Origin of the sequence: Noviluteimonas gilva, from assembly GCF_009740395.1 — a bacterium.
Taxonomy (GTDB): domain Bacteria; phylum Pseudomonadota; class Gammaproteobacteria; order Xanthomonadales; family Xanthomonadaceae; genus Noviluteimonas; species Noviluteimonas gilva.
Map to the genome: position 1 here is coordinate 661,686 of NZ_WOXT01000002.1, position 22,448 is coordinate 684,133.

Annotated in this window: 33 protein-coding genes and 1 tRNA gene; 12 read left to right on the forward strand and 22 right to left on the reverse strand. The window is 66.1% G+C overall.

All coding sequences use genetic code 11. The features are described from left to right. Positions 1–35: 35 nt before the first annotated feature. The 8 genes from GN331_RS10265 to GN331_RS10300 form a co-directional block, all read right to left on the reverse strand. Positions 36–1,250, reverse strand: coding sequence for a tyrosine-type recombinase/integrase (locus GN331_RS10265; protein WP_156641886.1), 1,215 nt, complete (start codon positions 1,248–1,250; stop codon positions 36–38). Between the two features lie 173 nt (positions 1,251–1,423). Beyond that, a tRNA-Leu gene (locus tag GN331_RS10270) sits at positions 1,424–1,510 on the reverse strand. Between the two features lie 33 nt (positions 1,511–1,543). Beyond that, entirely contained in the window at positions 1,544–1,996 is a 453-nt protein-coding gene (locus tag GN331_RS10275) for a DUF2214 family protein (RefSeq protein ID WP_156641887.1), read from the reverse strand. A gap of 4 nt (positions 1,997–2,000) precedes the next feature. Next, positions 2,001–2,615: a cysteine dioxygenase family protein gene (locus tag GN331_RS10280; protein ID WP_156641888.1), complete on the reverse strand. Its 615-nt coding sequence runs from the start codon at positions 2,613–2,615 to the stop codon at positions 2,001–2,003. A 48-nt stretch (positions 2,616–2,663) separates the two neighbouring features. After that, positions 2,664–3,779 carry a homoserine O-acetyltransferase MetX gene (metX, locus tag GN331_RS10285; protein ID WP_156641889.1) on the reverse strand — a complete coding sequence of 372 codons (1,116 nt, stop codon included), beginning with the start codon at positions 3,777–3,779 and terminating at the stop codon, positions 2,664–2,666. Positions 3,780–4,011: 232 nt separating this feature from the next. Continuing rightward, positions 4,012–4,293 (reverse strand): hypothetical protein, encoded by a 282-nt coding sequence (locus GN331_RS10290; RefSeq protein WP_156641890.1) that lies wholly within the window; start codon positions 4,291–4,293, stop codon positions 4,012–4,014. 119 nt (positions 4,294–4,412) lie between these two features. Continuing rightward, the gene (locus GN331_RS10295; protein WP_156641891.1) at positions 4,413–4,742 is read right to left on the reverse strand and encodes a hypothetical protein; all 330 of its coding nucleotides are present in this window, start codon (positions 4,740–4,742) and stop codon (positions 4,413–4,415) included. Beyond that, a complete protein-coding gene (locus GN331_RS10300) occupies positions 4,739–4,921 on the reverse strand; it encodes a hypothetical protein (RefSeq protein ID WP_156641892.1) in 183 nt (60 codons plus the stop codon). The genes GN331_RS10295 and GN331_RS10300 overlap by 4 nt, the downstream gene beginning before the upstream one ends. Before the next feature lie 136 nt (positions 4,922–5,057). On the opposite strand from GN331_RS10300, the gene GN331_RS10305 reads away from it, so the two are divergent. Beyond that, a complete protein-coding gene (locus tag GN331_RS10305) occupies positions 5,058–5,543 on the forward strand; it encodes a hypothetical protein (RefSeq protein ID WP_156641893.1) in 486 nt (161 codons plus the stop codon). A 6-nt stretch (positions 5,544–5,549) separates the two neighbouring features. Here GN331_RS10305 and GN331_RS10310 read toward each other — a convergent pair whose 3' ends face one another. Then, on the reverse strand, positions 5,550–5,738 hold the full coding sequence (locus tag GN331_RS10310; protein WP_156641894.1) for a hypothetical protein: 189 nt from the start codon (positions 5,736–5,738) through the stop codon (positions 5,550–5,552). A 109-nt stretch (positions 5,739–5,847) separates the two neighbouring features. Here GN331_RS10310 and GN331_RS10315 point away from each other — a divergent pair, with 109 nt between their 5' ends. The 4 genes from GN331_RS10315 to GN331_RS10330 all read left to right on the forward strand — a co-directional run bounded on the left by GN331_RS10315 (position 5,848) and on the right by GN331_RS10330 (position 8,372). Continuing rightward, positions 5,848–6,543, forward strand: a complete 696-nt coding sequence (locus GN331_RS10315) for a hypothetical protein (protein WP_156641895.1) — start codon at positions 5,848–5,850, stop codon at positions 6,541–6,543. A gap of 34 nt (positions 6,544–6,577) precedes the next feature. Next, positions 6,578–6,895 carry a hypothetical protein gene (locus tag GN331_RS10320; RefSeq protein ID WP_156641896.1) on the forward strand — a complete coding sequence of 106 codons (318 nt, stop codon included), beginning with the start codon at positions 6,578–6,580 and terminating at the stop codon, positions 6,893–6,895. A gap of 144 nt (positions 6,896–7,039) precedes the next feature. Beyond that, the gene (locus GN331_RS10325) at positions 7,040–7,933 is read left to right on the forward strand and encodes a pseudouridine synthase (protein WP_156641897.1); all 894 of its coding nucleotides are present in this window, start codon (positions 7,040–7,042) and stop codon (positions 7,931–7,933) included. Positions 7,934–7,982: 49 nt separating this feature from the next. Then, positions 7,983–8,372: a hypothetical protein gene (locus GN331_RS10330; protein WP_156641898.1), complete on the forward strand. Its 390-nt coding sequence runs from the start codon at positions 7,983–7,985 to the stop codon at positions 8,370–8,372. 12 nt (positions 8,373–8,384) lie between these two features. Here GN331_RS10330 and GN331_RS10335 read toward each other — a convergent pair whose 3' ends face one another. Then, positions 8,385–8,735 (reverse strand): hypothetical protein, encoded by a 351-nt coding sequence (locus GN331_RS10335; RefSeq protein ID WP_156641899.1) that lies wholly within the window; start codon positions 8,733–8,735, stop codon positions 8,385–8,387. Positions 8,736–8,903: 168 nt separating this feature from the next. Between GN331_RS10335 and GN331_RS10340 the strand changes: the two genes are divergently transcribed. Then, a complete protein-coding gene (locus tag GN331_RS10340; RefSeq protein WP_156641900.1) occupies positions 8,904–9,473 on the forward strand; it encodes a DUF1453 domain-containing protein in 570 nt (189 codons plus the stop codon). Here the strand turns inward: GN331_RS10340 and GN331_RS10345 are convergent. Continuing rightward, positions 9,454–9,774, reverse strand: a complete 321-nt coding sequence (locus GN331_RS10345; RefSeq protein ID WP_156641901.1) for a hypothetical protein — start codon at positions 9,772–9,774, stop codon at positions 9,454–9,456. The two genes, GN331_RS10340 and GN331_RS10345, sit on opposite strands and share 20 nt — an antisense overlap. A gap of 154 nt (positions 9,775–9,928) precedes the next feature. Between GN331_RS10345 and GN331_RS10350 the strand changes: the two genes are divergently transcribed. Further along, positions 9,929–10,282 carry a hypothetical protein gene (locus tag GN331_RS10350; RefSeq protein WP_156641902.1) on the forward strand — a complete coding sequence of 118 codons (354 nt, stop codon included), beginning with the start codon at positions 9,929–9,931 and terminating at the stop codon, positions 10,280–10,282. A 5-nt stretch (positions 10,283–10,287) separates the two neighbouring features. Here GN331_RS10350 and GN331_RS10355 read toward each other — a convergent pair whose 3' ends face one another. From GN331_RS10355 to ccmA, 10 genes are all read right to left on the reverse strand, one after another. Beyond that, on the reverse strand, positions 10,288–10,668 hold the full coding sequence (locus GN331_RS10355; protein ID WP_156641903.1) for a hypothetical protein: 381 nt from the start codon (positions 10,666–10,668) through the stop codon (positions 10,288–10,290). A 219-nt stretch (positions 10,669–10,887) separates the two neighbouring features. Then, entirely contained in the window at positions 10,888–11,898 is a 1,011-nt protein-coding gene (locus tag GN331_RS10360; protein ID WP_156641904.1) for a tetratricopeptide repeat protein, read from the reverse strand. Continuing rightward, the gene (locus GN331_RS10365; protein ID WP_156642053.1) at positions 11,898–12,323 is read right to left on the reverse strand and encodes a cytochrome c-type biogenesis protein; all 426 of its coding nucleotides are present in this window, start codon (positions 12,321–12,323) and stop codon (positions 11,898–11,900) included. Before GN331_RS10365 ends, GN331_RS10360 begins: the two co-directional genes overlap by 1 nt. A gap of 17 nt (positions 12,324–12,340) precedes the next feature. Continuing rightward, positions 12,341–12,898, reverse strand: a complete 558-nt coding sequence (locus GN331_RS10370) for a DsbE family thiol:disulfide interchange protein (RefSeq protein ID WP_156641905.1) — start codon at positions 12,896–12,898, stop codon at positions 12,341–12,343. Then, positions 12,895–14,814, reverse strand: coding sequence for a heme lyase CcmF/NrfE family subunit (locus GN331_RS10375; RefSeq protein ID WP_331713441.1), 1,920 nt, complete (start codon positions 14,812–14,814; stop codon positions 12,895–12,897). Before GN331_RS10375 ends, GN331_RS10370 begins: the two co-directional genes overlap by 4 nt. Continuing rightward, a complete protein-coding gene (gene ccmE, locus GN331_RS10380) occupies positions 14,814–15,296 on the reverse strand; it encodes a cytochrome c maturation protein CcmE (protein ID WP_156641906.1) in 483 nt (160 codons plus the stop codon). Before ccmE ends, GN331_RS10375 begins: the two co-directional genes overlap by 1 nt. Continuing rightward, entirely contained in the window at positions 15,293–15,469 is a 177-nt protein-coding gene (locus tag GN331_RS10385; RefSeq protein ID WP_156641907.1) for a heme exporter protein CcmD, read from the reverse strand. Before GN331_RS10385 ends, ccmE begins: the two co-directional genes overlap by 4 nt. Then, positions 15,469–16,227 carry a heme ABC transporter permease CcmC gene (gene ccmC, locus GN331_RS10390; protein ID WP_156641908.1) on the reverse strand — a complete coding sequence of 253 codons (759 nt, stop codon included), beginning with the start codon at positions 16,225–16,227 and terminating at the stop codon, positions 15,469–15,471. The genes GN331_RS10385 and ccmC overlap by 1 nt, the downstream gene beginning before the upstream one ends. 6 nt (positions 16,228–16,233) lie before the next feature. Beyond that, positions 16,234–16,905, reverse strand: a complete 672-nt coding sequence (gene ccmB / locus GN331_RS10395) for a heme exporter protein CcmB (RefSeq protein WP_156641909.1) — start codon at positions 16,903–16,905, stop codon at positions 16,234–16,236. Next, on the reverse strand, positions 16,902–17,534 hold the full coding sequence (ccmA, locus tag GN331_RS10400) for a heme ABC exporter ATP-binding protein CcmA (RefSeq protein WP_156641910.1): 633 nt from the start codon (positions 17,532–17,534) through the stop codon (positions 16,902–16,904). The genes ccmB and ccmA overlap by 4 nt, the downstream gene beginning before the upstream one ends. A gap of 95 nt (positions 17,535–17,629) precedes the next feature. On the opposite strand from ccmA, the gene GN331_RS10405 reads away from it, so the two are divergent. Both GN331_RS10405 and GN331_RS10410 read left to right on the forward strand, forming a co-directional pair. After that, positions 17,630–18,151 (forward strand): hypothetical protein, encoded by a 522-nt coding sequence (locus tag GN331_RS10405; protein ID WP_156641911.1) that lies wholly within the window; start codon positions 17,630–17,632, stop codon positions 18,149–18,151. Next, a complete protein-coding gene (locus GN331_RS10410; RefSeq protein ID WP_156641912.1) occupies positions 18,148–19,470 on the forward strand; it encodes a DUF6056 family protein in 1,323 nt (440 codons plus the stop codon). Before GN331_RS10405 ends, GN331_RS10410 begins: the two co-directional genes overlap by 4 nt. Here the strand turns inward: GN331_RS10410 and GN331_RS10415 are convergent. After that, positions 19,467–19,991: a DUF3293 domain-containing protein gene (locus GN331_RS10415; RefSeq protein ID WP_156641913.1), complete on the reverse strand. Its 525-nt coding sequence runs from the start codon at positions 19,989–19,991 to the stop codon at positions 19,467–19,469. The two genes, GN331_RS10410 and GN331_RS10415, sit on opposite strands and share 4 nt — an antisense overlap. Positions 19,992–20,096: 105 nt before the next feature. On the opposite strand from GN331_RS10415, the gene GN331_RS10420 reads away from it, so the two are divergent. From GN331_RS10420 to GN331_RS10430, 3 genes are read left to right on the forward strand one after another with little or no spacing between them, the layout of a single operon-like run. Further along, positions 20,097–21,248 (forward strand): pyridoxal phosphate-dependent aminotransferase, encoded by a 1,152-nt coding sequence (locus GN331_RS10420; protein WP_156641914.1) that lies wholly within the window; start codon positions 20,097–20,099, stop codon positions 21,246–21,248. A gap of 26 nt (positions 21,249–21,274) precedes the next feature. Continuing rightward, positions 21,275–22,072 carry an amidohydrolase gene (locus GN331_RS10425; protein WP_156641915.1) on the forward strand — a complete coding sequence of 266 codons (798 nt, stop codon included), beginning with the start codon at positions 21,275–21,277 and terminating at the stop codon, positions 22,070–22,072. 37 nt (positions 22,073–22,109) lie between these two features. Beyond that, positions 22,110–22,403, forward strand: a complete 294-nt coding sequence (locus GN331_RS10430) for a hypothetical protein (protein ID WP_156641916.1) — start codon at positions 22,110–22,112, stop codon at positions 22,401–22,403. The last annotated feature ends 45 nt before the right edge of the window (positions 22,404–22,448 follow it).

Genomic DNA, 22,448 nt, shown 5'->3' on the forward strand with positions numbered 1-22,448 from the left:
GGGCACGGCCTTGCCTGCGACGTGGCGTCGCTCGGCTAGACGGCCTTTCGTTTGAGTGGGATCACGTTGGCGCCAGCGCGCAGGCCGTCCAAATAGTCCGCCCACGCCTGCATCATCTTCGCTCGCTCGGCCATGTATTGTGCGCGGTTGTACGAGGCGCGGACCTTGTTGCGTTCAGCATGCGCGAGCTGCCTTTCAATCCAGTCAGGATTCCAACCTAGTTCGTTAAGACGGGTTGACGCCATTGAGCGAAAACCATGGCCGGTCATCGTGTCGCCGTCAAAGCCGAGACCACGTAGCGCGGAATTGATCGTGTTCTCGCTCATAGGGCGTTGCAGCGAGCGAACGCTAGGGAAGCAGTAGCGTCCGTGTCCGGTAAGGGGGTGCAAATCGCGCAACACTTCCAGTGCCTGCGACGGCAGTGGCACGACGTGCGCTTCGCGCATCTTCATCTTGCCCGCCGGGATGCGCCATTCCGCCGCATCAAAATCGATTTCGCACCATTCCATCGCGCGAAGATTTCCAGGGCGGGCGAACACCAACGGAGCGAGTTTCAGTGCGGCCGCCGTGACGGGTTGCCCCTTGTACCCGTGCAGCGCGCGCAGCAGTTGGCCGACCGCCGCAGGGTCCGTAACGGCCGCATGGGATTTGGAAACCACGGGCGCCAGCGCGCCACGAAGATCGGCGGTGGGGTCGCGCTGCGCGCGGCCCGTCGCGATGGCGTAGCGAAAAACCTGACTGATTCGCGTCTTGACGCGATGAGCGGTTTCGTTGCGTCCGGTAGCCTCGATCTTCTGAAGGGCGGCGAGCACCTCGGGGGCCGTGATCTGCGAGAGGGGCAACGAGTGCAACGTCGGGACCAGACTGATCATCCACTCTGCCTTGGCGTGCGTGACCTCGGCCAAGCTGGGCTTCTGCTTCGCCAGCCACTCGGCGGCGATCACGCCGAAGCCTTCCGCAGCGGCATGTTTGACGACGACCTTGCGTGCGCGCTTTTCGGTTGCAGGGTCAGTACCGTTCCGCTTCAACAGGCGAGCCTCATCACGGCGCGCCCTGGCTTCGGGAAGGCCAACTTCCGGATACACGCCGAACGACAGCAACTGCTCGCTGCTGCCGTTCCGATACTTCATTCGCCAATACTTCGACCCGTTCTTGCGAACGTCGAGGAACAGGCCGCCGCCGTCGAAATGTTTTCCCGGTTTCGCGTTCTTGATGGCGATAGCGGTCAGCTTGTTCGTGTTTGCAGCCATAGCGCCCTTGTACCCCCAACTCCCCAATTGAGCCGGATTGTACCCCCGGTCGTACCCCCTCGCGGGGCAGGCTGTCGTGGGGCGGGGTGGGACGTTAGGCAACAAAAAACCCCGCGTTTTGCGGGGTTTTGTCAGTGATTCGGGATTCTGTGGGACGTCCCGAGATCAATCTTTGGTGCCGGAAGTGGGACTCGAACCCACACGCTTTTAAGGGCGGCGGATTTTGAGTCCGCTGCGTCTACCGATTCCGCCATTCCGGCGCGGGCGTGAAGTATAGCCCGGCTGTTCGCGCTTCAGAACCCGCCGTAGCGCGCCATCGCGGCGGCGAGGACGAAGATCACCGCGACCAGGGCCAGTTCCACCCGCAGCACGGTGCGCAGTTTCGCCAGGTCGGCGGCGGCGGGGACGAACGCCGGTTGCGTGCGTTGTGCCTTGCGCCAGCGCAGGAACTTGACGGTCGGGATGATCGACAGCAGGCCGACCAGCACGAACGCGCCCACCTTCGCGTGGAAGTAGGGGTTGTGCAGGTAGAAGTCTTCGCCTTTCACGCCGAGGAAGACGCGGCTCAGGCCGACGATCAGCAGCAGGCCGGCGCAGGCGCCGTAGCCGCCGTCGAGTTTCGCCAGGCGGTGGATGGCCTCGCTGGTCAGCGGGCCGCGGAGCAGGACGGCTTCGGCGACGAGCATCGCCACGAGGCCGAACAATAAGAGATGGTGGAGGGCGGCCAGGCCGAGGTCGGTCGCCATGCGGTCAGGCGGCTTCGTCGGTCTCGAGGATCGCGCTTTCGCGGACGAACCATTCGTCCTTCACGTTCGCGAACTTCGAGCAGCATTCCATCGGCGCCTTGTAGATGTGCAGCGAGATGGCGATGCGGTCCGGGCTGGCGTTCTGGATGGTGTGGTACTCGTGCGGCGGGATCAGGCTGCCGGCGCTGCCGGGGCCGGCGTGCATGCCGCCCGCGGCGCGGAAGCGGAAGCGCTCGCCTTCGCGGCCGAGCAGTTCGTACTGCACGATTTCCAGCTGGCCGTCCCACACGCCTTCGACGCACCACAGGCCGGAGTGGTCGTGCAGCGGGGTGCCCTGGCCCGGGCCCCACGTCATGCAGACGATGCTGTAGCCGTGTTCGGGGCTGCGATAGAGCTCGCGGCGGGCGTAGTGGTCGGTGATCGGCTCATGCACGCAGTCGGGCAGGCGCACGTCGCGGTCGCGGATCAGGCGGCACAGGGCGTCGCGCAGTGCGGCGGTGACCTTGTGTTCGTCGTCCTGGGCCACGGCTTCGTCGATCGCGGCGATCATCTTGTCGCGGCCGGGGAAGTCGACGTCCGGGCAACAGGCGGTGTCGGTGGCGGCGGGCGACGCGTTCATGGGCTGATCCGGGTGGGGCGAGGGGCGGCAATCAAGCGGGGATTGTAACTAGAGCCTTGCGAGGAATTCGCTAACCGCCGGCCCAAAACGCGCGATATCCACGAGAAACGCGTCATGGCCCTGCGGCGAGGGCAGGGGCAGGAACTCGGCCTGTGCCCCCGCGGCGCGCAGGCCTTCGGCCACCTGTTCCTGTTGCTGGAGGGGGAACAGGATGTCGGTCTCCACCCCGATGGCCAACGCGCGTTCGACCGTGATCCGGCCCAGGCCGGCGTCCACGTTGCCGTCTCCGTATTCGGCGAGATCGAACCAATCCATCGAACGGCTGAGGTAGAGGTAGCAGTTGGGGTCGAAGCTGCGGACGAAGCGGCGTGCGTGGCCTTCGAGGTAGCTCTCCACCTGGAACTCCAGGCCGAAGGGTTCGTCGTCGTCGCGGTCGTCCGATTCCAGGCGCACGCGGCCGAAGCGCCCGTCCCATTCCAGTGCGGAGCGGTAGGTGATCACGCCCAGCTTGCGTGCCATGCGCATGCCGGCTTCGGGGTAGACGTCATCGTCGTAGTCGCCGTGGTTCCATTTCGGATCCAGGCGGATCGCTTCGCGTTGCAACGAGCGGATGGCGATCGAGAACGGGAGCGCGCGTGCGCTGCCGGAGATGTTGATGTGCGCGCGTGCGGAGTTCGGATGCAACAGCAAGTACGCGAGGGCGACCATGCCGCCCATCGAGTTGCCGATGACGCATGCGAGTGAATCGATGCCGAGGCCTTTCACTACTTCGTAGGCGGCGTTCGCGCCGTCCTCCACCGCGAGTTCGGGAAACGCGAGTCCATACCGTTCGTTGGTGTCGGGGTTCAACGAGGCGGGGCCCGTCGATCCTTTGCAGCTGCCCAACGAGTTGGTGCAGATGACGAACCAACGATCGGTGTCGATCGGTTTGCCGGGGCCCACCATGTCTTCCCACCAACCGGGTTCGGCGTTGGCGGCATTCTTCGCGGCGTGTGCGTTCGGCGACAGGCCCGTGAGGATCAACACGGCGTTGTCGCGCGCGGGGGTGAGGGTGCCCCAGGTTTCGTAGGCCATGCGCGCGTTGCGCAGTTCGCCGCCGCGTTTCATCGGGAACGGGGAGGGCAGGGCGTGGAAGCGCGTGCCTTGCGGGATGAACTCGGTCATGGGGTCCGTCGGTCCTTGGCGGCGACGTGGGATTTTACAGGGCAGGAGCGTCGCTTCGGACCGACGGCGCGCCGCGCGACGTGGTGTGGTGCCCCTGTCGCCCGGCGGGAGCGGCATCCTGCCCACCGACGGGCGAGCGCGCGGCCATCCATGGCCGCGCTCTGGTGCACCACACCACGTCACGCGTCTCGCCTCACCGGATGTGCGTGGGCTGCCACTTCGGTTGGAAAGGCTATCCGCCACCGAATTCTTTGGACAACGACGCCGAGAGTGCAGGAGTCATGACGCACGTCTTGCCCATGAAGCCGTCGTAATAGTCGAAGCGGGATGCCTTCCAGGTGGTGCGGCCGTCGTTCCCGGTGAAATAGATCAACAGGCGCAGATCCATATCGTTTGGCGAGCGGGGCGACGGCGTACAAGGAATGTCGATGATCGAGCGCAAGCGCGCGAGTCGCGCTGCATCGTTGATATGGAAGTTGCTGCCGGCCGAGGTGACCATCTTGCTCTCGTCCATGCGCACGATGGATGTAGCTTCGAATGGTCTGAAATACACATCAGCGGAATCGGGAGGCTGCGCCATACATCCGGAGATGCAGAACACGGCAGCGATCGCTGGAGCGCGTCTGCGCATTGTCAGGCCGCGCCCATGCGTAGCACGGTTCCGATGACCACCACGTGCGCCAGGATCACGCCGACGATCCACCCCGATTTATGGCGAAATGGAATCGGGCTGCCACCAATCAGTGCTTCGGCACTCGCAGCGTTGACAAGCCACCCGTGCGAGCAGGTCGGGCACATCAGGTGGTACTGCTTGTGAAACACCCAACCGAACAGATGGTAGAAGTGGCCGTACTGGTACTTGAGGCCCAACGCGAAGTCCTGCTCGCACTCGCAGCGTTCGCAGGCGTGGCGCTCCTGAATGTCGAAGCCAAGGATGCGCTCCCCTCTGCCGATCAGAATCACGGTGTTCCCCTGACGCGGCCGTAATCGCGACCATCGAACTCCCACCGAAGCAATGCCTTCCAGCTGGCGTCGCCCGAAGCGAAACGCTGAAGGACGTCGGTGGTCACGGCGAGCTCGGTGGGCAGGCGCGCGCCGAACAGCGGCGTATTGAGCAAGTCCCGCAGGAAGCCGATCCCCATCGAAGTCCCCGTGTGTTCCCCGCGGGATCCTAGCCTACTTTTCTGGCACCCAAAGAACGCAGGCACGCGCACCAGCTGTTATGTACCTGATCGCCCGTGGAATACTCTGCGCATCTGCCAGGGAGGGAGGTGGTCGATGGATGCGTTCCGAAGCCACGCAACATGGAGTGCGATCTTGATTGCGTGCGTGACCGCGGCCTGTGCCAGCGAGCCGTACCGGCCCTTGCCCACACTCGGGGTGTCGGTCCAGGCAGACGCGTTGGACGTCACGATCTACCAGTTGATCGCGACGCCGGAGCGGTATGACGGCAAGTTGGTATCCGTCATTGCCTTTGGTTATTTCGAGACCGGGTTCGGCAGCGAGAACCGCTGGGCGATTTTCCCGACGCGCGACGATATGGAACATGCGACGTGCGCGCTGGTTTACATCGACCTCGCCACGGAGTTGCAGCCTGAAGCCGAGAAGCTCGCGGCGTTCTCGGACAAGTACGTTTTTGTCAGCGGGGTGTTCGAGGCGTCGCACCCCTTGCCGCCCGACGTGATGCTGGTGAATGAGCCTTGCCCGAATGCAGGCATTCTGCGGCGCGTCTCGTACGTCTCGCATTGGGAGTTCGGGGACTAAGGTCCCTCAATCGAGCAACTGCAGCCTTCCACCGAACGCGACATAGACCGCGTTCGCGACCACTTGCCAGAGCAGGAAGCCCATCATCCCGCCGAACAAGTTGGCGTAGGGATCCGCCGAGCCCACGCCTTTGTAGACGAAATACCCCACGCCCATGCCGGCGAGGACCACCACGAACATCCACCACGTCGCCATGGTCACCTCGTGACCGCAGTTGTCGCACTGCACGTCGCCTGTTGCAGCGCGTCTGGCACGCGGCTTCGGCCGGCGCTATCGTCGAGCGGCGCACATCAGGGAGTGACGCATGGGCCCGCCGGATCGTGACCGAAAACGCATCGACCGCTTGCCGATGTTGGCGACGGTGCTCGGGTGCCTGGTCGCCGTCCTCGTGGTCGGTGCGATCGGCATGCTCGCCTGGTCCAAGGGCGTCAACATTCCGCGCGAGCATCCGGGCAACTACTTCCCGTCCGGCGCGGTGAGCGACTTCGAGCAGGAATGGTTTGGAAAGCATCTGTTCGCGATGGAGGAACCGGTGCTCGGCGCGCCGCGCGCCGACGCTGCGCGGGGTGTGAGCGAACTGCGCGTGCTGGTGCTGCCGACCTGGGGCCACCCGGCCGCGGTGCGCTACACCTTCGACAAGTCGGCGACGGAGCGGCGCGCGATCAAGTTGTGCGGCGCCGGTGGTTACGAGCCGGGCGAGATCGGGATCGACGACACCGAGACGCTCGCGCCGGCCGAATCCGCTGCACTCCTGGCGTCCCTCGACGCGAGCGGCTACTGGTCGATGCCTGCAAAGGACGACGTCTGGGGAACCGATGGATCGGAAGTCATCATCGAAACGGTGCGTGATGGCGAGCGCCGCGTGCGCGTGCGCTGGACGCCCGAAAACGAAACCGGGCCGCGCGGGCTCGCTGGGTTCGTCGCGTTCTATACCGATGCGTTGAAGCGGGGCGGGGTCGAAACCGGACAGAAGGTCGTCGACCCTGCGTGCAGATGGTGAGCGAATCGACTTTGATGGGGGTCCGATGAGAGCGTTGAGCAAGCTCGAAGTCCTGCATGGCGGCCTGACGGCGCTGGCATTGCTCGTTGCGACGATCGCCCTGGGCGGCGTCCCGGCGTTGTTCGAGAAGGCCGGCATCGTGCTGCTTCGTGTCGTCGCCTTCAGCGTGTTGAGCTGGATCGCCCTCGGGTTCCTGCTGCCGGGCGCGCGGCGCAGTGACAGCCATTGGCGCGCGCCGCTGTCCAACGCGGTGGGGAATCGACTCATGGGCATCGCGTTGCGGGCGCCGTTCTATCTGCTGGCGGTCACGCTCGTTGTCGTGGTGATCCTGGGATATCTAAGCGCGCGATAGCGAGCAGCGCGCACCCACATGCCAATGATCGGCCAGTGCGAAGCTTGCTTCGCACCCCGCAATGAATGCTCGAGCGAAAGCCCCCGATCGAAGCGACCCGCAAGGCGGCGCGCCAATGCGGGTGGAGCGCTTTATCCTGCCGTCATGCGCAAACGTCCTCCCAGCATCGATGGGCTGCCCGCAAGCACGCTGCAATTGCCGCCGGGGCCGTGGTCGACCGTGTTGGATTGCCTGTGCGAGCGATTCCCGTCGGTGCCGCGCGCGCAATGGTTGGAGCGCATGGCGCGCGGGCGGGTCGTGGACAACGCCGGGACCTGGCTGACGCCGGAAACGCCGTATCGCCTCGGTCTTGAAGTGCATTACTACCGCGAAGTTCCCGACGAACCGCCGATCCCGTTCGATGAAGTCGTGTTGCATGCCGACGCCGACTTGCTGGTGGCGGACAAACCGCATTTCCTTCCAGTGACGCCTGCTGGTGTGCATGTCCATGAAACCCTGCTGGGGCGCCTGATCCGCGCAACGGGGAACCACGCGTTGGTGCCGCTGCATCGGATCGACCGCGAGACCGCCGGCGTGGTGTTGTTCTCGACCAACCCGCAAACCCGCGCGCGTTACCAGGCGCTGTTTCCCGCGCGACTGATCGAGAAGAATTACGAAGCAATCGCACCGGCGCTTCCGGACGTCGAATTCCCCTGCATCCGTGCCAGCCGGATCGTCTCCGGCGAACCGTTCTATCGCATGCAGGAAATCGAAGGCCCGCCGAACAGTGAAACCCGGCTCGATGTCATCGCACGCGGCGATGCGCACTGGCGTTATGCACTGACACCCGTCACCGGCCGCACGCACCAGTTGCGCGTGCACATGGCCGCGCTGGGCGCACCCATCGCCAACGATCCGATCTATCCATCGGTGCGCCACCGCGCGAGAGGCGATTACTCGGCGCCCTTGCAACTGCTGGCCAAGCGGGTTGCCTTCATCGATCCGCTCAGTGGGGTGGAGCGCAGCTTCGCGAGCAGCTTTGCGCTCCAGGACCAATAGGCCGGTTCGACCGGGGCACCCCGTTGTCCTGACAAACGGAGGCGGAACGATGACCAGCCAACTCAACAGCTTTTGCGTCGCCCTCGTCGCCTGCATCGTGGCTTCGACCGCAAATGCCGCCAATCCAAGCGTCACGCTTCAGCGCGACCTCTCTCCGGGCGTGCGCCTGCACAGCGTGGATGGGCAGCGTGTGTGGCCGACGGAGGGCCGAACTGTCGAGCTGTCGCCCGGCGTACACACACTGCAGATCCGCTACGCCTTCGACTTCCAGCGCGACCAGAACGGCGGGTTCGTGGCGACCTATGATTTCGAGTGCGAGTTCGCCGGGACAGGGCCTTACACCCTGCGATCCAAGGACAGTCGCATCGTCGAGCGCGTGCCGACGATCTGGATCGAGGGCAATGGGCAGGCGCCGAACTGCCGCGTGATTGAAATTTGATTGGCGCCGCGCTTACGAATCTTTCATGGGTTTCGCGCTCGCGCGCCGCTTGTATAGCCTGACCCAGATCAACAGCGCGGCGCCCCACGCGAACAGCACACCACTGGCACCGAGCATCACCAGGGCGGCGTTGTCATTGGCCGCGACCATCCGCCGCACGTGCTTCATCAGGATGTCGCAATGTTTGGGGATCTGCGCCTGGTACGAATTGTCATGCGGCGCGGTTGCCGAAAGACGCCGGCAGGTGTGTGCTATCGGCGAACCGAAATGCCCCGATGTCCAGAGCATATCCAACGACCGCGTCCCCAGCAGAACGGCGACAGCCACAAGGATGATTGCAGTCCATTTCAACTTGCCGATCATTCAACGCTCTCGGCGTCGCTCGCCACGAGCATCCAGGACTTCGCGCCCATCCACGCACTCCCCCGAGTTCGGCGGCGCCCACGATATCCGGGCCCGCCCGCATTTACATCACCCCGCGCTCGCACCCCGCATGGCGAGCTAGGCGCCTCGCCGCACGCGCGTCCCGCCATGCCGCTGCTCTTGCTACTACCGCTCGTCGTACTCGTGCTGGTCGCGCTATGGCTCTTGCTGCTGCCGATATCACTCTGGGCGCGCTACGCCGCCGGCCGCGCACGTCGCCGCGCACAGCACTGGGTGATTCGCGGGAATGCGTGGTTGCTCGCGTTCTCCGTTCCCGTGTTCCTGTTGTCGGCGTGGGTCATATCGCGCTGGATGGATGCAGCACTGCGCGATGCGTTGCTGGGGTTGTTGCTCGGCATCCTCGCCGGCATCACGAGCCTGTGGCTCACGCGCTTCGAGCGCGACGCGAAGGGACTGATCTACACGCCCAATCGCTGGCTCGTGCTGGCGATGACGACGCTGGTCGCGCTGCGCATCGCCGCGGGGTTCTGGATGGCGTGGCGGCAAGCAACGGGAGGGGCCGTGGATGCGCTCGCCGACTGGATCGAAGCGGGCGGTTGGACGGGCGTGGCCGGGATCTTCCTGGGATATGCGCTGGCGTACACATGGGGATTGCGGGCTCGGTTGTTGCGCGAATCCCCTGATTCAACGTTGCCCGCTAATCCGCGCAAACGGTGATCGTCGCGGGCTGCTCCTTCCATCGACCATCGATGCGCTGGAAGATCCACTTATCGTTACCGCAGCTGTAATCCGGGCGCGTATCGATGCGGCAGAGCAGCAGGCGCTCGTTGGACGCGGAGAACCAGATCTGTGATTGATGCTTGGTCGGCGGGCGAACGTTGCTGGCGGTCATCAGCGCTTCGCTGTTGTCCGGGGGCGCTTCGAGGGCCGACCAGGTGAACGGCGCGACATCGCAGGCCTGATGCGATCGCGTCAGGCGCCCCGTGGTGCACGAGGGAAGAAACAACAGGGCCACCATGGGGAGCCAAATCCTGTTCCTTGCGTTCAAGGGCAACCCCGGCGCGAAAGTGGCTTGATCCTATGCAAGGCGGGCAGGACTCACAACTCGACGGAGGGTATATTCGGTCGCGCTGGCTTGCGGGGACCGCGCGGCTCGACGACAGGGGAACACCATGACATCTGCGCGCAAGCCGCGTTCGCGGCTCACCAACATCGTGATCGCCGCCATCGTCCTGGTGTTGGCGATCCAAGGCGTCGGTTACGGCTTGGCGTGGTCGGCAAAGACACGCTGCGCGGACGCGCTTTACGCGGAAGTCACGGCGCACAACGTCAGCGGTCTCACGCCTCGCGGTGACCGCGTTCTGCCAACCCGCGATGCTGTGCAAGCGCAGGTCACGGGCCCATTCGAAGTCACCGTCTGGCTCGCGATGCCGCGCGATCTGCACGCCACGATCTACACCAAGCGATTCGTCGTCTGGCCTTGGGGCTTGCGCGCGCGGAAAACGGAAGTGCTTTACCCCGTTTGACGGTCTCACTCCGCCGCGGCGAACCACAAACGCGGTGAAGCGAAGACGTACATCGCGACCGCGAGCAGCGTAAGCAGGTAGAGCACCATCGCGAGGAGCAGTGGCGGAAGGCCGATGCTGCCGAGTGCGACCAGGCCCGCCCACATCGCGCTGATCCACGCCGGGGCGAACAAGACGTAGATCCCGAGGTATCCGGCCCAGAAGTTGTGGCGACCCCAGCGGCGCTGCAATGCCAACAGCGCGACGGGGAGCAGCGTTGCACCGAGCAGCACCAATCTGAGCGTCAAGCGATCCACAACGAACACGCTGACCAACACGGCGAGCTCCAGGAGCAACGCCAGCATCCAGAACGCGCGATGCGCGCGCGACATCGACTTGGCTTGCATCTGTCTCCCCCCGGAGATGTCAAATCGGCGACGCGCTCGACAGCGCCAATGATCGGCTAGTGCGAAGCTTGCTTCGCACCCACCAACGAAGGGCCGGGCGAAATCCCCTGATCGAAGCGACCCGCAAGGTAATGCCCCAGCGTGGGGAGTTTCAAATTTTTCCGAAAAATTTGGAACTTCCCACGTTCGGGCGGCGCGCCAATGCGGGTGGAGCGCGCTTTACTCGCGAACCGCACCAATCTTCAGATCAACCGGACCACTCGCAGGCAACGTCACGCGCGCAGGCGTCGACTCCAGATCACCCGCCTGCGGAATCGCATCCCCACTCGCGGAAACGCGCGCCAACACCTCGACTTCCCGCATCGTTGAAAGCTTCGACGTCGGCATCGGGCTGTCGCCGTCGTCGAGGGTGATGTCGAGCGGAAGATCGGCCAGCGTGTGGCGTTCGACCGCGATCGGCATCGGCGGACCACCGGCGGCGCGCGCGATGACGAAGACCGTGGCGTCACCGCGGAGACGCGCACGCGCAGCGAGATCTGGATCGAGCGCAACGCGCACGTGCAAACCCGCCGGCGCTGCAGCAGGCGGCAACGGCTTCAGGCCCGCGGCCTTCCGCGCTTCATCGATCTGCGTACGCAGCGACGGCGCCGTGCTTGCATCGACCATCGCCAACAACGGTTCCCACGTCGTCGCGGCTTCCGCATCCTGGCCGGCCTGCCGTTGCGCGATGCCGAGGAACCAACGCGCACGCTGATGCTGCGGCTGCACTTCGATGGCCTGGCGCAGCAGCGCAACGGCGATCGTGTCGAAACGATGCTCGGGATCGGCGAGCGCGCGCGCCTGCGCGGCTTCCGTGAGGATGTCCGGATCGCCCGGCGCGAGCTTCGCGGCATGCGCCAACGCATCGCGCGACTCGGCGAAACGCTGGCTGTTGCCGAGTGCCTGCCCGAGCAAACGCCAGCCTTCCGGCTCGTCCGGCTTCTTCGCCATCTGCGCCTGCAGTTCCTTGATGGCGTCGTCGAGCGTCTGCGGCATCGCGACGGTGGCCTGCGGTTCGAGCGCCGCCGGCGTACCGACGATGCGATACAGCGCCACCGACCCCAGGCTGATGCACAGCGCGATCCCGAGCACGAGCTTCTGCGAATCGCGCCAAAGGGGGCGCAGCAGCAGCGCCGCGACGATGAGAACGAGCAACGCGCCCGCGATGGCGAACGTCAACGTGGGCGACATCACCACTCCTGGTTCGGGTCTTCGGCGGCGGGCGTGGTCGCCGCGCGCTTGCGCACGATGCGCGCGATCACGAAGCCGCCGGCGAGCAGCAGCAACGCCGGCCCGAGCCACAGCAGCCACGTCGTGGCTTCCATGCGCGGGCGATACAGCACGAACTCGCCGTAACGCGCGACGAGGAACTCCTTGATCTCCGCATCAGAGCGACCTTCGCGCATCAGGTCCAGCACTTCCTTGCGCAGGTCGAACGCGATCTGCGCGTTGGAGTCGGCCAGCGACTGGTTCTGGCACATCACGCAACGCAACTCGGCGACGAGCGCGTGGAAGCGCTTCTCTTCGGCGGCGTCCTGGAATTGCAGCGGCGCGACGTCGGTGCCGACCTGCGCGAACGCATGCGGTGCCGCGAAGAGGCCGGAGAGGGCGAGCATCAGGGCGAGGAGGAGTTTCATTGCTTGCCCTGCGGGTCGATCGCATCGAGCGCGGGCATCAGCTCGCCTTCGATCAACGCATCGGTGAGCGGGCCCACGTGCTTCCAGCGGATCGTGCCGTTCGCATCGACCAGGAAGGTTTCGGGCGCGCCGTAGATGCCCCAGTTGATCGCCGACTTGCCTTCGAGGTCGGTGATCACGAGCCAATACGGATTGCCGAATTGGTCGAGCCAGCGCAGCGCGTCGACGCGGTCGTCCTTCCAGTTGAAACCGACCAGCCGCACGCGCTTGGTTTCGGCGAAGCGCGTGAGCACCGGATGTTCGTCGCGGCACGACGGGCACCAGCTGCCCCACACGTTGAGCAGGAAGGGCGCGCCCTTGAGATCGGCGAGCGTGACGGTGCGATCGGGTTCGTGCAGCACCGGCAGCGCGAATTGCGGCGCGGGCTTGTTGATCAGCGGCGAGGGGAGCGCTTCGCGATCGGGGTTGCGGCTCAACCACACGCCGGCGGCGAGCAGCAGCGCGAGTGCGGCGAAGACGGCGAGCGGAAGGAAGCGAGATGCGCGGCCGGTCATGCGGTGGCCTCCACGCGGCGGAAGCGCTTGTCCGTCGCGGCGATGAACCCACCGAGCCCCATCAACAACGCGCCGAACCAGATCCAGCGCACGAACGGTTTGGCATGCACGCGCACGGCCCAGGCGTCGCCGCCGAGTGGTTCGCCGAGCGCAACGTACAGATCACCGCGCACGCCCGGGGCGATCGCGGCTTCCGTCATCACCTGTCCGCCGGAGGCGTACTTGCGCTTTTCCGGATGCAGCGTGGTCATCTCGCGCTCGCCGTCGAACACGCGCACGGTGCCGCGGTCGGCGACGTAGTTGGGGCCTTCGCGATGTTCGACGCCTTCGAACACGAACATGCGGCCATCGACTGCAATCGACTGGCCCGGAGACAACGCGAGTTCGCGTTGCTGCGCGAGGCCTTCGACCAGCAATGCGCCGACGAGGAACACCGCGACGCCCGCATGCGCGAACGTCATGCCGAGCATTTCGGCGGTGAACCTGCGGCCGCTGGATTGGAAGCGCGTCCACAAGAAGCGCAGCGTGCCGGCGGCGACCCACGTCGCGCCTGCGAGGCCCGCGGCGACTTTCCACGGCCCCTGCTTGGCGAGGAAGAACGACGCGATGCCGATGCCGATCGCAAGCCCCGCCCACGGAATCAGCATCGCGAACGGGCGCGAGGCTTGTTCGCGCTGCCACTTCGTCAACGGGCCGAAGGGCAGCAGCAACACCAGCGGCGCCATCAGCAGCGTGAACAGCAACGCGAAGTAGGGCGGGCCGACGGAAATCTTGCCGAGATTCAGTGCGTCCGCGAGCAGCGGATACAGCGTGCCGATCAACACCATCGCGCATGCGGTCGACAGCAGCAGGTTGTTGGCGAGCAGCAGGGTTTCGCGCGAGGCGGCGGCGAAGGGCGCGCCGTCGTTCTCGTTCGGCGCACGCAACGCGTACAGCAGCAGCGAGCCGCCGACGACGGCGCCGAGGAACAACAGGATGAACAGCCCGCGCGTCGGATCGGCGGCGAAGGCATGCACGCTGGTCAACACGCCCGATCGCACGAGGAAGGTGCCGAGCAACGAGAGCGAGAACGTTGCGATGGCGAGCAGCAAGGTCCAGCCGCGGAAGCTGCCGCGCTTTTCGGTGACCGCTTGCGAGTGCAGCAACGCAGCGCCTGCGAGCCACGGCATGAAACTCGCGTTCTCGACCGGATCCCAGAACCACCAGCCGCCCCAACCGAGTTCGTAATACGCCCACCACGACCCCAGCGCGATGCCGCAGGTGAGGAAGCCCCACGCGACATTCGTCCACGGGCGCGTCCAGCGCAGCCAGCGTGCGTCGACCTGGCCGCCGAGCAACGCGGCGATCGCGAACGCGAAAGGAACGGAGAACCCGACGTACCCCAGGTAAAGCATCGGCGGATGGATGATCATCCCCGGGTCCTGCAGCAGCGGGTTGAGGTCGCGGCCTTCGATCGCGGCGGGCAGCAGGCGTTCGAACGGATTGCTGGTGAACAACAGGAAGGCGAGGAAGCCGACCGCGACCAGGCCCATCACGCCGAGCACGCGCGCGATCACTTCAGCCGGCAAGCGTTGCGAGAAGCGCGCGACCGCCGCCGTCCACACCGCGAGAATCAGCGCCCACAGCAGCAGCGAGCCTTCGTGCGCGCCCCACACGGCGGTGTAGCGATAGACCACCGGAAGCAAGGAGTTGCTGTTCTGCGCGACGTAACGCAGCGAGAAATCCTGCGTCACGAATGCGTGCGTCAACAGCCCGAAGGCGAGCGCCACGAGCGCGAGTTGCAGATACGCGGCGGGCCGGGCGACGGCCATCCACGATGCGCGGCCGTTCTGCGCGCCGGCCAGCGGCAACACCGCCTGCAGGGCGGCGACGAGCAGGGCTAGGACGAGGGCGAGTTGGCCGAGTTCAGGCAGCACTACTGGGCGCCTTCCGCGGGCAAGGCGGCGTCGACGTCGTGTTTCTTGTGCGCCTTGCCCATCTTGTCGGCGACTTCCTTGGGCATGTACGCCTCGTCGTGCTTGGCCAGCACTTCTTCGGCGACGAAGGTGCCGTTGTGCACGCGACCGGTGGCGATGACGGCCTGCTTCTCGCGGAACAGGTCGGGCAGGATGCCGGTGTAGACGACGGGCATCCGCGCGTCGCCATCGTCGACGGTGAAGTGCGCTTCCATCGAACCGGGCGCGCGCTTGAACGAATCGGCCGCGACCATGCCGCCGAGGCGGATGCGCGCCTGGCCCGACGACACGGCCTCGCCCGCGCGGCCATCGAGGATTTCCGCGGGCGTGTAGAGATAGGTGACATTGCGGCCGAGCGCGGTCACGACGAGGGCGGTCGCGATGCCGGCGGCGACCAGCAGCGCGGCGACGTACCAAAGGCGGCGCTGGCGGGTGGGGTTCATTCGGATTCGGTCCTGCTCAGGGTGTCGACGTTGGGGCGCGGTGCCTTGCGCGTCGCGCGAAGTTTTGCGGCGCGCAATTGGCGCGCGATGTCGATGCGCGGGGCGATGAAATCCCACAGCAGCACGACGAAGAAGACGGCGTACGCGCCGATGACGTAATTCTGGTAGCTCATCACGCGCGCTCCGTTTGACCCGAGGCCATGCGCACGACCCAATCCTTGCCCGCTTCGCGGCGCAGGTTGTCGGCGCGCGCACGCGCGAGCAGCGAGCCGATGAACCACAACTTGGTGGCGATGATCATCGCGAACAACGGCGGCAGCATGCTCGAATCCATCTTCGAGCCGCCCAGCAGGCTGATCGTCTGGCCCTGGTGCAGCGAGTTCCACCAGTACACCGAGTAGCGGATCACCGGCAGCAGCGCGACGCCGACGATCGCGAGCAGGCCCGCGGCGCGCGCGGCCTGGCGGCGATCATCGATCGCCTGGTACAGGCCCATGACGCCCAGATACAGGAACAGCAGCAGGAGTTCGCTCGTCAGGCGCGGATCCCAATCCCACCACGTGCCCCACATCGGCTTGCCCCAGATCGAACCGGTGGCCAGCGTGATCAGCGTGAATGCAGCGCCGGTCGGCGCGCAGGCCATCGCCAGGATTTCGCACAGCTTGATGCGCCAGATCTGCGCGATCGCCGCGTAGAAGGCCATCAGCCCGAACACGAACAGGCTCATCCACGCAGCCGGCACGTGGATGTAGAGGATGCGGAAGCTGTCGCCCTGCTGGTAATCGGCGGGCACCTGGTACAGCGCGCCCCACAGCCCGTACGCCATGACCAGCACGGCGAGCACGTACGACACCGGCGACCAGCGCGCGGCGAAGCGATCGAAGTAGGGCGGCGAGCCGAGTTGGTGGAACCAGCGAACGAGCGGATGCATGGGGGGTCAGCTCAGTGAGATGCGGATCGCGGCCGCCGCGGCGAGCGGCGCCAGGACCAGCGCGAGCACGAGGCCCGCGCCGAGGTAGAGCAGTGGCGCGGCGGCATCCAGGCCTTGTCCCGCGAGCGCGACGGCGCCGGCGCCGAACACCAGCACCGGCACGTACAGCGGCAATGCGAGCAGCGCGACAAGGATACCGGAGCGGCGCATGCCGACGGTCAATGCGGCCACCACGGCGCCGATCAGGCTTAACAAGGGCGTGCCCAGCGCGAGCGAAGCCATCAGCGTCGGCAATTCTGCGCGCGGGAGGTGGAGCAGTTCGCCGAGCAAGGGGGTGGCGATCAGCAGCGGCAGCGCGGTCGAGGCCCAGTGCATGAACGTGCGGACCAGCACCAGCCACGCGAGCGGAACGGGGGCGAGCATCCATTGTTCGAGCGAGCCGTCTTCGGCGTCGCCGCGGAACAAGGTGTCGAGCGCGAGCAAGCCTGCGAGCAACACCGCCAGCCAGAGCGTCGGCGCGGCCACGCGCGCGAGGACCTTGCCTTCGGCGCCGAGCGCGAGCGCGAACAACACGACGACCAGCAGCGCGAACAGGGCCGGCTGCAACGTATCGCCGCGACGACGCCACAACAGGCGCGCATCGCGCGTGAGCAATGCGAGCGCCGCCGAACGCATCATGCGGCGCGCTCCAGCGTGAGCATGCGCGTGCGCACCGGCGGCGCGGCGTAGGCGCCGTGCGTCGTCAGCAAGCTCGCACCGCCGGCGCGCAAATGCGCCTGCACCATGCGGTTGACGAGGTTGATGCCTTCCAGGTCGAGGTTCGCGTAAGGCTCGTCGAGCAGCCACAACGGCGCGGGCGAGAGCCACAGGCGCGCGAGCGAGAGGCGCTTCTTCTGGCCGGCGGAGAGTTGGCGCGCGAGCGTGTCTTCGTAACCGGACAGGCCGACGATGCCCATCGCGGTTTCCGGGACCTGGCCGCGTCGACGACCATGCAGGCCGCAGAGGAAGCGCAGGTTCTCCACCGCGGTGAGGTCGGCCTTCAAGGCGGGCAGATGACCGAGGTAGGCGATGGCGCGTGCGCGCAACAAGGGCGAGGCGACGCGACCGTCGATGTCGATCTCGCCTTCGTCGGGGCGCAACAGGCCCGCGAGCACGCGCAACAACGTCGTCTTGCCCGCGCCGTTGTCGCCCTGCACGAGCAGGGCCTCGCCGGCGTCGACGGAGAACGCAAGCGGACCGAACACCGGTTGTTCGTTGCGGGCAAATCGCAGGCCGCGTGCGGCGAGCAGCGGCGGGACGTCGCTCATTCGGGGTCGGTCTCGTGCGGAGCCCGCATTTTAGCGGGTCGGTCGCGCGGAAGGGTCGTCTACAATGCCGCCCCTTCGTCCCCGGGTGAGGCCCGATGCAGCGCTGGCGCACCCTGGATGCCTGGATTTTCGCCACGCTGGTGCTCGCCGCCCTCGTGCTGGCGGGCCTGTCGATCGTGCGGTGGCAGTCGCTGACGCGGCTGGTGCCGTTCGAGGGGAAGGTGGTCGGAGAAGCGCCAGCCACCACGGTCCTGGGGCAGGTGGAGCGTTGCGTGCGCGCTTCGCGGCGCTTCGAGGTCTCCGGCTGGATGGCGCGGGCGGGGGTCGTGCGGGGCCCGCATGTCACCCGCGTGCTGCTCCGCGACGACCGCGATGGCCGCCTGTGGCAATTGCCGACCGAGCTGCCGCCCCGCAGCGATGTGAACTTCCGGCTGAATCGTGGTGAGGGCGGTCGCGTCGATTACACGACTTCCGGCTATGCCGCATCGCTCGATCTCAGGCGCGCGAAGCCGCGCATTCCCGCGGGTCAGTTGCTGATCGCGTTCGATGAAGGCCTGGCGCCGGCCGGCACGCAGTACGTGCTCGTCCCCGTCGCTTGCCGGATGGAGCCCGCATGAGCGCCTCGCGTTCCTGGCGCACGCCCGGCTTCGGCCTGCTCCTGGGCATGGTGGCGATCCTCGCGTACCTGCACTTCGCGGTGTTCGACCGTCGCAACGCATCCGACGACCTGATCTTCTCCCTCGTGCTCGACCAGGGCTCGCTCTGGTCGTTCATGCGCGAGCGCTATCTGACGTGGACGGGCCGCTGGCCCATGGAAATCGTCGGCTCGACCTTGTTGCCGAACCTGTGGGCCTGGCGACTGCTGAACATCGCCGTCGTGTTCGCGTTCTGCGTCAACGTCGCGCGCCTGGGCTTCGGCGAACGCGGCCGTGCGCCGGCGGCGATCGCGGGCGTGTTCGCACTGTTCTGGTTGCTGCCGCCGACCTTGCTGCAGGACGCCGCGTGGTGGGTGACGGGTTCGTTCTATTACCTGTGGCCGGTGACGTTTGGTTTGTATGCGATGCGGTCGTTGTTCGAACGGCGCGAGCGCAGCGTGTTCGAGTGGGCGCTGGTCGTTCTTGCAGGCAGCTACGCCGCGTACAACGAGCAGATCGGGCTCGTGTTGCTGGGCGTCGGTATTCCCCGATGGATCCAGTTGTGGCGCGAAGGCCGCTACACGCGCGGGGATGCCGTGCTGGGCGCGGCGATCGTGGTGAACAGCGTGATCAACGCCATCGCGCCGGGCGCGCGCATGCGGTACGCGCAGGAAATGGCGCATTGGTACGCCGATTACGGCACCGTGGGTTTGCTCGACAAGGTGAACATCGGGCTGGGGTCGATCGGCACGACGCTCGCGCGCGCCGACAATCTGATCGCCCCGGCGGCGGTGCTGCTCGCGATCATGTTGGTGTGGAGCGCGCCTGCCGCGCGACGTGTGCGCGTGCCGGTGGCGGCGGGGTTGGGTTTCCTGTTCCTCGCGACGATCGCACCGATGGTGCTTTCACCGGGCGATGGGCTGCTGCAGCGCGTGTCCGTGACGATGGTGACGGCGGCCAATGTGTCGACCACGCGCGTGGCGACGCTGGCGCTCGCCGTATTCGGTGCAACGTGCCTGGTCGTGGGGACCTTCGTCGCGTTACGCGATCGCACCCCGCGCGCTGCAGGCTGGCTCGCGTGGACGTTGATGCTCGGCTTCGCGTCGCTCGCCGCGCTCGCGTTCTCGCCGACGGTCTATGCCTCGGGCGAACGCACGCGGTTCGCGATGTGCGCGGTGTTGATGATCGTGTTGTGCCGATTGATCGCCGAAGCACGCGAACGATTCGGCGATGCGTGGCTTCGCTTCGCGGCCGTGCCGCTGGCTGCGGTCGTGGCGCTGCGGATCCTGCAGGCGGCTTAGGGCGTGTGCAGGCGCGAGGTCGAACGGGCCACGCGCGCTTTCATGTTCAGCGGCGCCCATTCCACGTGCGGGCGGTCCTTCGCCATCAGCGGCTGGGACGCGTACATGCGCAGGCCCACCGGTTCGCCGCGGTTCCAGACGAGCGTGCCGAGCTGGCCGTAGCGCAGCGCCAGGCGATCGAACTCGACGTCAGGCATGTCCATCACCACCCAGCTCGGCTCGCGCCAGCTGCGGTTGGGCGCGGACGAAAATCCGGGCCGGAAGAGCAAATCACTGGTGAGCAGGGCCGCATGCAGCGCTTCGTCGGCGCGGCGGTTCACGGCTTCCGAACGCGGGATCGACTGCGGATCCCAGGCCGACAACAGGCCGAAGCGCCGGCTCTTCGGGAAGAAGGCCTCCAGCTCCGGCGCGTTCTGGCCGATGCGGAGCTGGCGCCATTCCCCGTCGAGCTCCCAGCGGTATTCGGCCGCGTAGTAGGCATCGAGGAGGGTGGCGATTCGGAGATCGGTATGGAGCGACATTGGACGATCAGGTTTAACGCAGGGGGCGGCCTCCGTAAACTCCGGTAACCGGTTACCGACCTGCCGTTGGTCGGATTCCTCACATTTTCGTCACATGGAAGGCCCATGCACCCCAAGACCAAGCTGCCGAAGGTCGGCACCACCATCTTTACGGTGATGTCGCAGCTCGCGATGGAACACCAGGCGGTGAACCTCGGGCAGGGCTTCCCCGATTTCGCTGTCCCCGATCTGTTGGTCGAAGCGCTGGATCGCGCGATGCGCGCCGGCCACAACCAATACGCACCGATGACGGGCATCCCCGCGCTGCGCCAAGCCATCGCGAGCAAGACCGAACGCGTGTACGGCTGGCGCCCGAATGCCGATACCGAAGTGACCGTGACCTCGGGCGCGACCGAAGCGATCTTCGATGCGATCCACGCGGTGGTGCACGCGGGCGAAGAAGTCGTCGTGCTCGACCCGTGCTACGACTGCTACGAGCCTGCGATCGAGTTGGCCGAAGCGAAAGCCGTGCACGTCGCGCTCGATCCGCAAACCTTCGCGCCGGATTGGCAGAAGGTGCGCGCCGCGATCACGCCGCGCACGCGCATGCTGATGATCAACAGCCCGCACAACCCGTCGGGCGCGATGCTTTCGGCGGACGACATGCAGGCCGTGGCGTCGATCCTGCGCGACAACCCCGATGTGTTCCTGCTGTCGGATGAGGTGTACGAACACATCGTGTTCGACGGCGCGCGCCATGAATCGGTGCTGCGCTATCCCGAGTTGCGCGCACGCGCGTTCATCGTGTCCAGCTTCGGCAAGACCTATCACTGCACGGGTTGGAAGGTCGGCTACTGCATCGCGCCGCCCGCGCTGTCGGCCGAGTTCCGCAAGGTCCACCAATACAACACGTTCTGCACGTTCGCCCCGGCGCAGCATGCGTTCGCCGAGATGATCGAACAGGACCCGGCGCATTACCTGGAACTGGGCGCGTTCTATCAAGCCAAGCGCGACCGCTTCGCCGCGCAATTGCGCGAGACGCGCCTGAAGCCGCTGCCCGTACCGGGCGGTTACTTCCAGCTCGTCGACTATTCGGCGGTGAGCGACCTGGACGACCTCGCGTTCTGCCGCTGGCTCACGACCGAACACGGCGTGGCCGCGATTCCGTTGTCGCCGTTCTACGAATCGCCGCCCGCCGGCCAGCGCCTGGCGCGCCTGTGCTTCGCGAAAAACGATGCGACGCTCGACGCGGCGATGGCGCGTCTTCGCAAGCTTTAACGCCGGGACCCTTTAACGTGACTGCCATGCAAGATCTGCGCGTTTCCCTGGTGCAAGGCGACACCCGCTGGCACGACCCGGCGGCCAACCGCGCGTACTACGGCCACCTCGTCGCGCCGCTGCACGGCACGACCGACCTGGTGCTGTTGCCGGAAACCTTCACCAGCGGTTTCAGCAACGAAGCGATCGGCCAGGCCGAAACGATCGACGGACCGACGACCGACTGGCTGCGCGAGCAGGCGGCCAAGATCGGTGCGGCGATGTGCGGCAGCGTGCAGATTCGTGACGGCGATGGCGTCTATAACCGCTTGTGCTTCGTCACGCCGGATGGCGCGTTGTCGACCTACGACAAGCGCCACCTGTTTCGTTACGCGAAGGAACACGAGCGTTACGCCGCCGGTCGGGATCGCATGACGATCGAGTTCAAGGGTTGGCGCATCTGTCCGCTGGTCTGCTACGACCTGCGCTTCCCGGTGTTCTCGCGCAATCGCTACGACGTCGAACGGCCGCACGGACTGGATTACGACTTGCTGGTCTATGTCGCGAATTGGCCGGCCGCGCGCAGCTACGCGTGGCGCACGTTGTTGCGTGCGCGGGCGATCGAGAACCTGTGCTTCGTCGCGGGGTTGAATCGCGTCGGCGTGGACGGCAACGGATTGAAGTACGACGGCGAGAGCGCGGTGCTCGATTTCCTCGGCCAGCCGTTGAGCGAAGCCGCGGGCGAGGAGGTCGTGGTGACGACCAGCCTGCCGGCGCGCGAATTGCTGGCGCATCGCGAGCGGTTCCCGGCGATGCTGGATGCGGATGCGTTCGCGCTGAAGTAAGGTCCGCTTCGCCGACCCATCGGTCAAAGGGATTTGCATGAAGCAGACCACCGCGTCGAACGTCGCACTGGCGCTGGCCCTCCTGGCCTGGCCGTTCTGTTTCTACGGTGCGCTGTCGCAGCTTGGCGACTTTGCACCGGACACGCCGAGGGACGTGATCGATCGCCACAAGCTGGTCTCCTCGATCGTGCTTTCCACAGGCCTGTTCTCGCTGTTCGTCTCCCTGGTCCTGTCCGGCTTCGGCTTCTCGGGCGCCCGGTATCGCGCCGTCACGGCGATCGCGGTGTGCTTCGGGTTGCTGCTTGTCGTCGTTGCGGGGATGCTGCAGTAATCGCGAGTGACGCGCAGCGCCGGATGCGTCTCCGGCGCTGCGCAC

Excerpts from the sequence above, each read along its gene's own strand:
- GN331_RS10330 (WP_156641898.1), top strand. The coding sequence starts at position 7,983 with ATGACCAGCCAACTCAACAGCTTTTGCGTCGCCCTCGTCGCCTGCATC.
- GN331_RS10315 (WP_156641895.1), top strand. The coding sequence starts at position 5,848 with ATGGGCCCGCCGGATCGTGACCGAAAACGCATCGACCGCTTGCCGATG.
- GN331_RS10345 (WP_156641901.1), bottom strand. The coding sequence starts at position 9,774 with ATGGTGGCCCTGTTGTTTCTTCCCTCGTGCACCACGGGGCGCCTGACG.
- GN331_RS10365 (WP_156642053.1), bottom strand. The coding sequence starts at position 12,323 with ATGCTCGCCCTCTCCGGCCTCTTCGCGGCACCGCATGCGTTCGCGCAG.
- GN331_RS10350 (WP_156641902.1), top strand. The coding sequence starts at position 9,929 with ATGACATCTGCGCGCAAGCCGCGTTCGCGGCTCACCAACATCGTGATC.
- ccmE (WP_156641906.1), bottom strand. The coding sequence starts at position 15,296 with ATGAACCCCACCCGCCAGCGCCGCCTTTGGTACGTCGCCGCGCTGCTG.
- GN331_RS10385 (WP_156641907.1), bottom strand. The coding sequence starts at position 15,469 with ATGAGCTACCAGAATTACGTCATCGGCGCGTACGCCGTCTTCTTCGTC.
- GN331_RS10370 (WP_156641905.1), bottom strand. The coding sequence starts at position 12,898 with ATGACCGGCCGCGCATCTCGCTTCCTTCCGCTCGCCGTCTTCGCCGCA.
- GN331_RS10415 (WP_156641913.1), bottom strand. The coding sequence starts at position 19,991 with ATGTCGCTCCATACCGATCTCCGAATCGCCACCCTCCTCGATGCCTAC.
- GN331_RS10300 (WP_156641892.1), bottom strand. The coding sequence starts at position 4,921 with ATGGGGATCGGCTTCCTGCGGGACTTGCTCAATACGCCGCTGTTCGGC.
- GN331_RS10425 (WP_156641915.1), top strand. The coding sequence starts at position 21,275 with ATGCAAGATCTGCGCGTTTCCCTGGTGCAAGGCGACACCCGCTGGCAC.
- GN331_RS10360 (WP_156641904.1), bottom strand. The coding sequence starts at position 11,898 with ATGTCGCCCACGTTGACGTTCGCCATCGCGGGCGCGTTGCTCGTTCTC.
- GN331_RS10335 (WP_156641899.1), bottom strand. The coding sequence starts at position 8,735 with ATGATCGGCAAGTTGAAATGGACTGCAATCATCCTTGTGGCTGTCGCC.
- GN331_RS10275 (WP_156641887.1), bottom strand. The coding sequence starts at position 1,996 with ATGGCGACCGACCTCGGCCTGGCCGCCCTCCACCATCTCTTATTGTTC.
- GN331_RS10355 (WP_156641903.1), bottom strand. The coding sequence starts at position 10,668 with ATGCAAGCCAAGTCGATGTCGCGCGCGCATCGCGCGTTCTGGATGCTG.
- GN331_RS10290 (WP_156641890.1), bottom strand. The coding sequence starts at position 4,293 with ATGGACGAGAGCAAGATGGTCACCTCGGCCGGCAGCAACTTCCATATC.
- ccmA (WP_156641910.1), bottom strand. The coding sequence starts at position 17,534 with ATGAGCGACGTCCCGCCGCTGCTCGCCGCACGCGGCCTGCGATTTGCC.
- GN331_RS10410 (WP_156641912.1), top strand. The coding sequence starts at position 18,148 with ATGAGCGCCTCGCGTTCCTGGCGCACGCCCGGCTTCGGCCTGCTCCTG.
- ccmC (WP_156641908.1), bottom strand. The coding sequence starts at position 16,227 with ATGCATCCGCTCGTTCGCTGGTTCCACCAACTCGGCTCGCCGCCCTAC.
- GN331_RS10305 (WP_156641893.1), top strand. The coding sequence starts at position 5,058 with ATGGATGCGTTCCGAAGCCACGCAACATGGAGTGCGATCTTGATTGCG.
- GN331_RS10265 (WP_156641886.1), bottom strand. The coding sequence starts at position 1,250 with ATGGCTGCAAACACGAACAAGCTGACCGCTATCGCCATCAAGAACGCG.
- GN331_RS10280 (WP_156641888.1), bottom strand. The coding sequence starts at position 2,615 with ATGAACGCGTCGCCCGCCGCCACCGACACCGCCTGTTGCCCGGACGTC.
- GN331_RS10325 (WP_156641897.1), top strand. The coding sequence starts at position 7,040 with ATGCGCAAACGTCCTCCCAGCATCGATGGGCTGCCCGCAAGCACGCTG.
- GN331_RS10310 (WP_156641894.1), bottom strand. The coding sequence starts at position 5,738 with ATGGCGACGTGGTGGATGTTCGTGGTGGTCCTCGCCGGCATGGGCGTG.
- GN331_RS10405 (WP_156641911.1), top strand. The coding sequence starts at position 17,630 with ATGCAGCGCTGGCGCACCCTGGATGCCTGGATTTTCGCCACGCTGGTG.
- GN331_RS10340 (WP_156641900.1), top strand. The coding sequence starts at position 8,904 with ATGCCGCTGCTCTTGCTACTACCGCTCGTCGTACTCGTGCTGGTCGCG.
- metX (WP_156641889.1), bottom strand. The coding sequence starts at position 3,779 with ATGACCGAGTTCATCCCGCAAGGCACGCGCTTCCACGCCCTGCCCTCC.
- GN331_RS10420 (WP_156641914.1), top strand. The coding sequence starts at position 20,097 with ATGCACCCCAAGACCAAGCTGCCGAAGGTCGGCACCACCATCTTTACG.
- GN331_RS10430 (WP_156641916.1), top strand. The coding sequence starts at position 22,110 with ATGAAGCAGACCACCGCGTCGAACGTCGCACTGGCGCTGGCCCTCCTG.
- ccmB (WP_156641909.1), bottom strand. The coding sequence starts at position 16,905 with ATGATGCGTTCGGCGGCGCTCGCATTGCTCACGCGCGATGCGCGCCTG.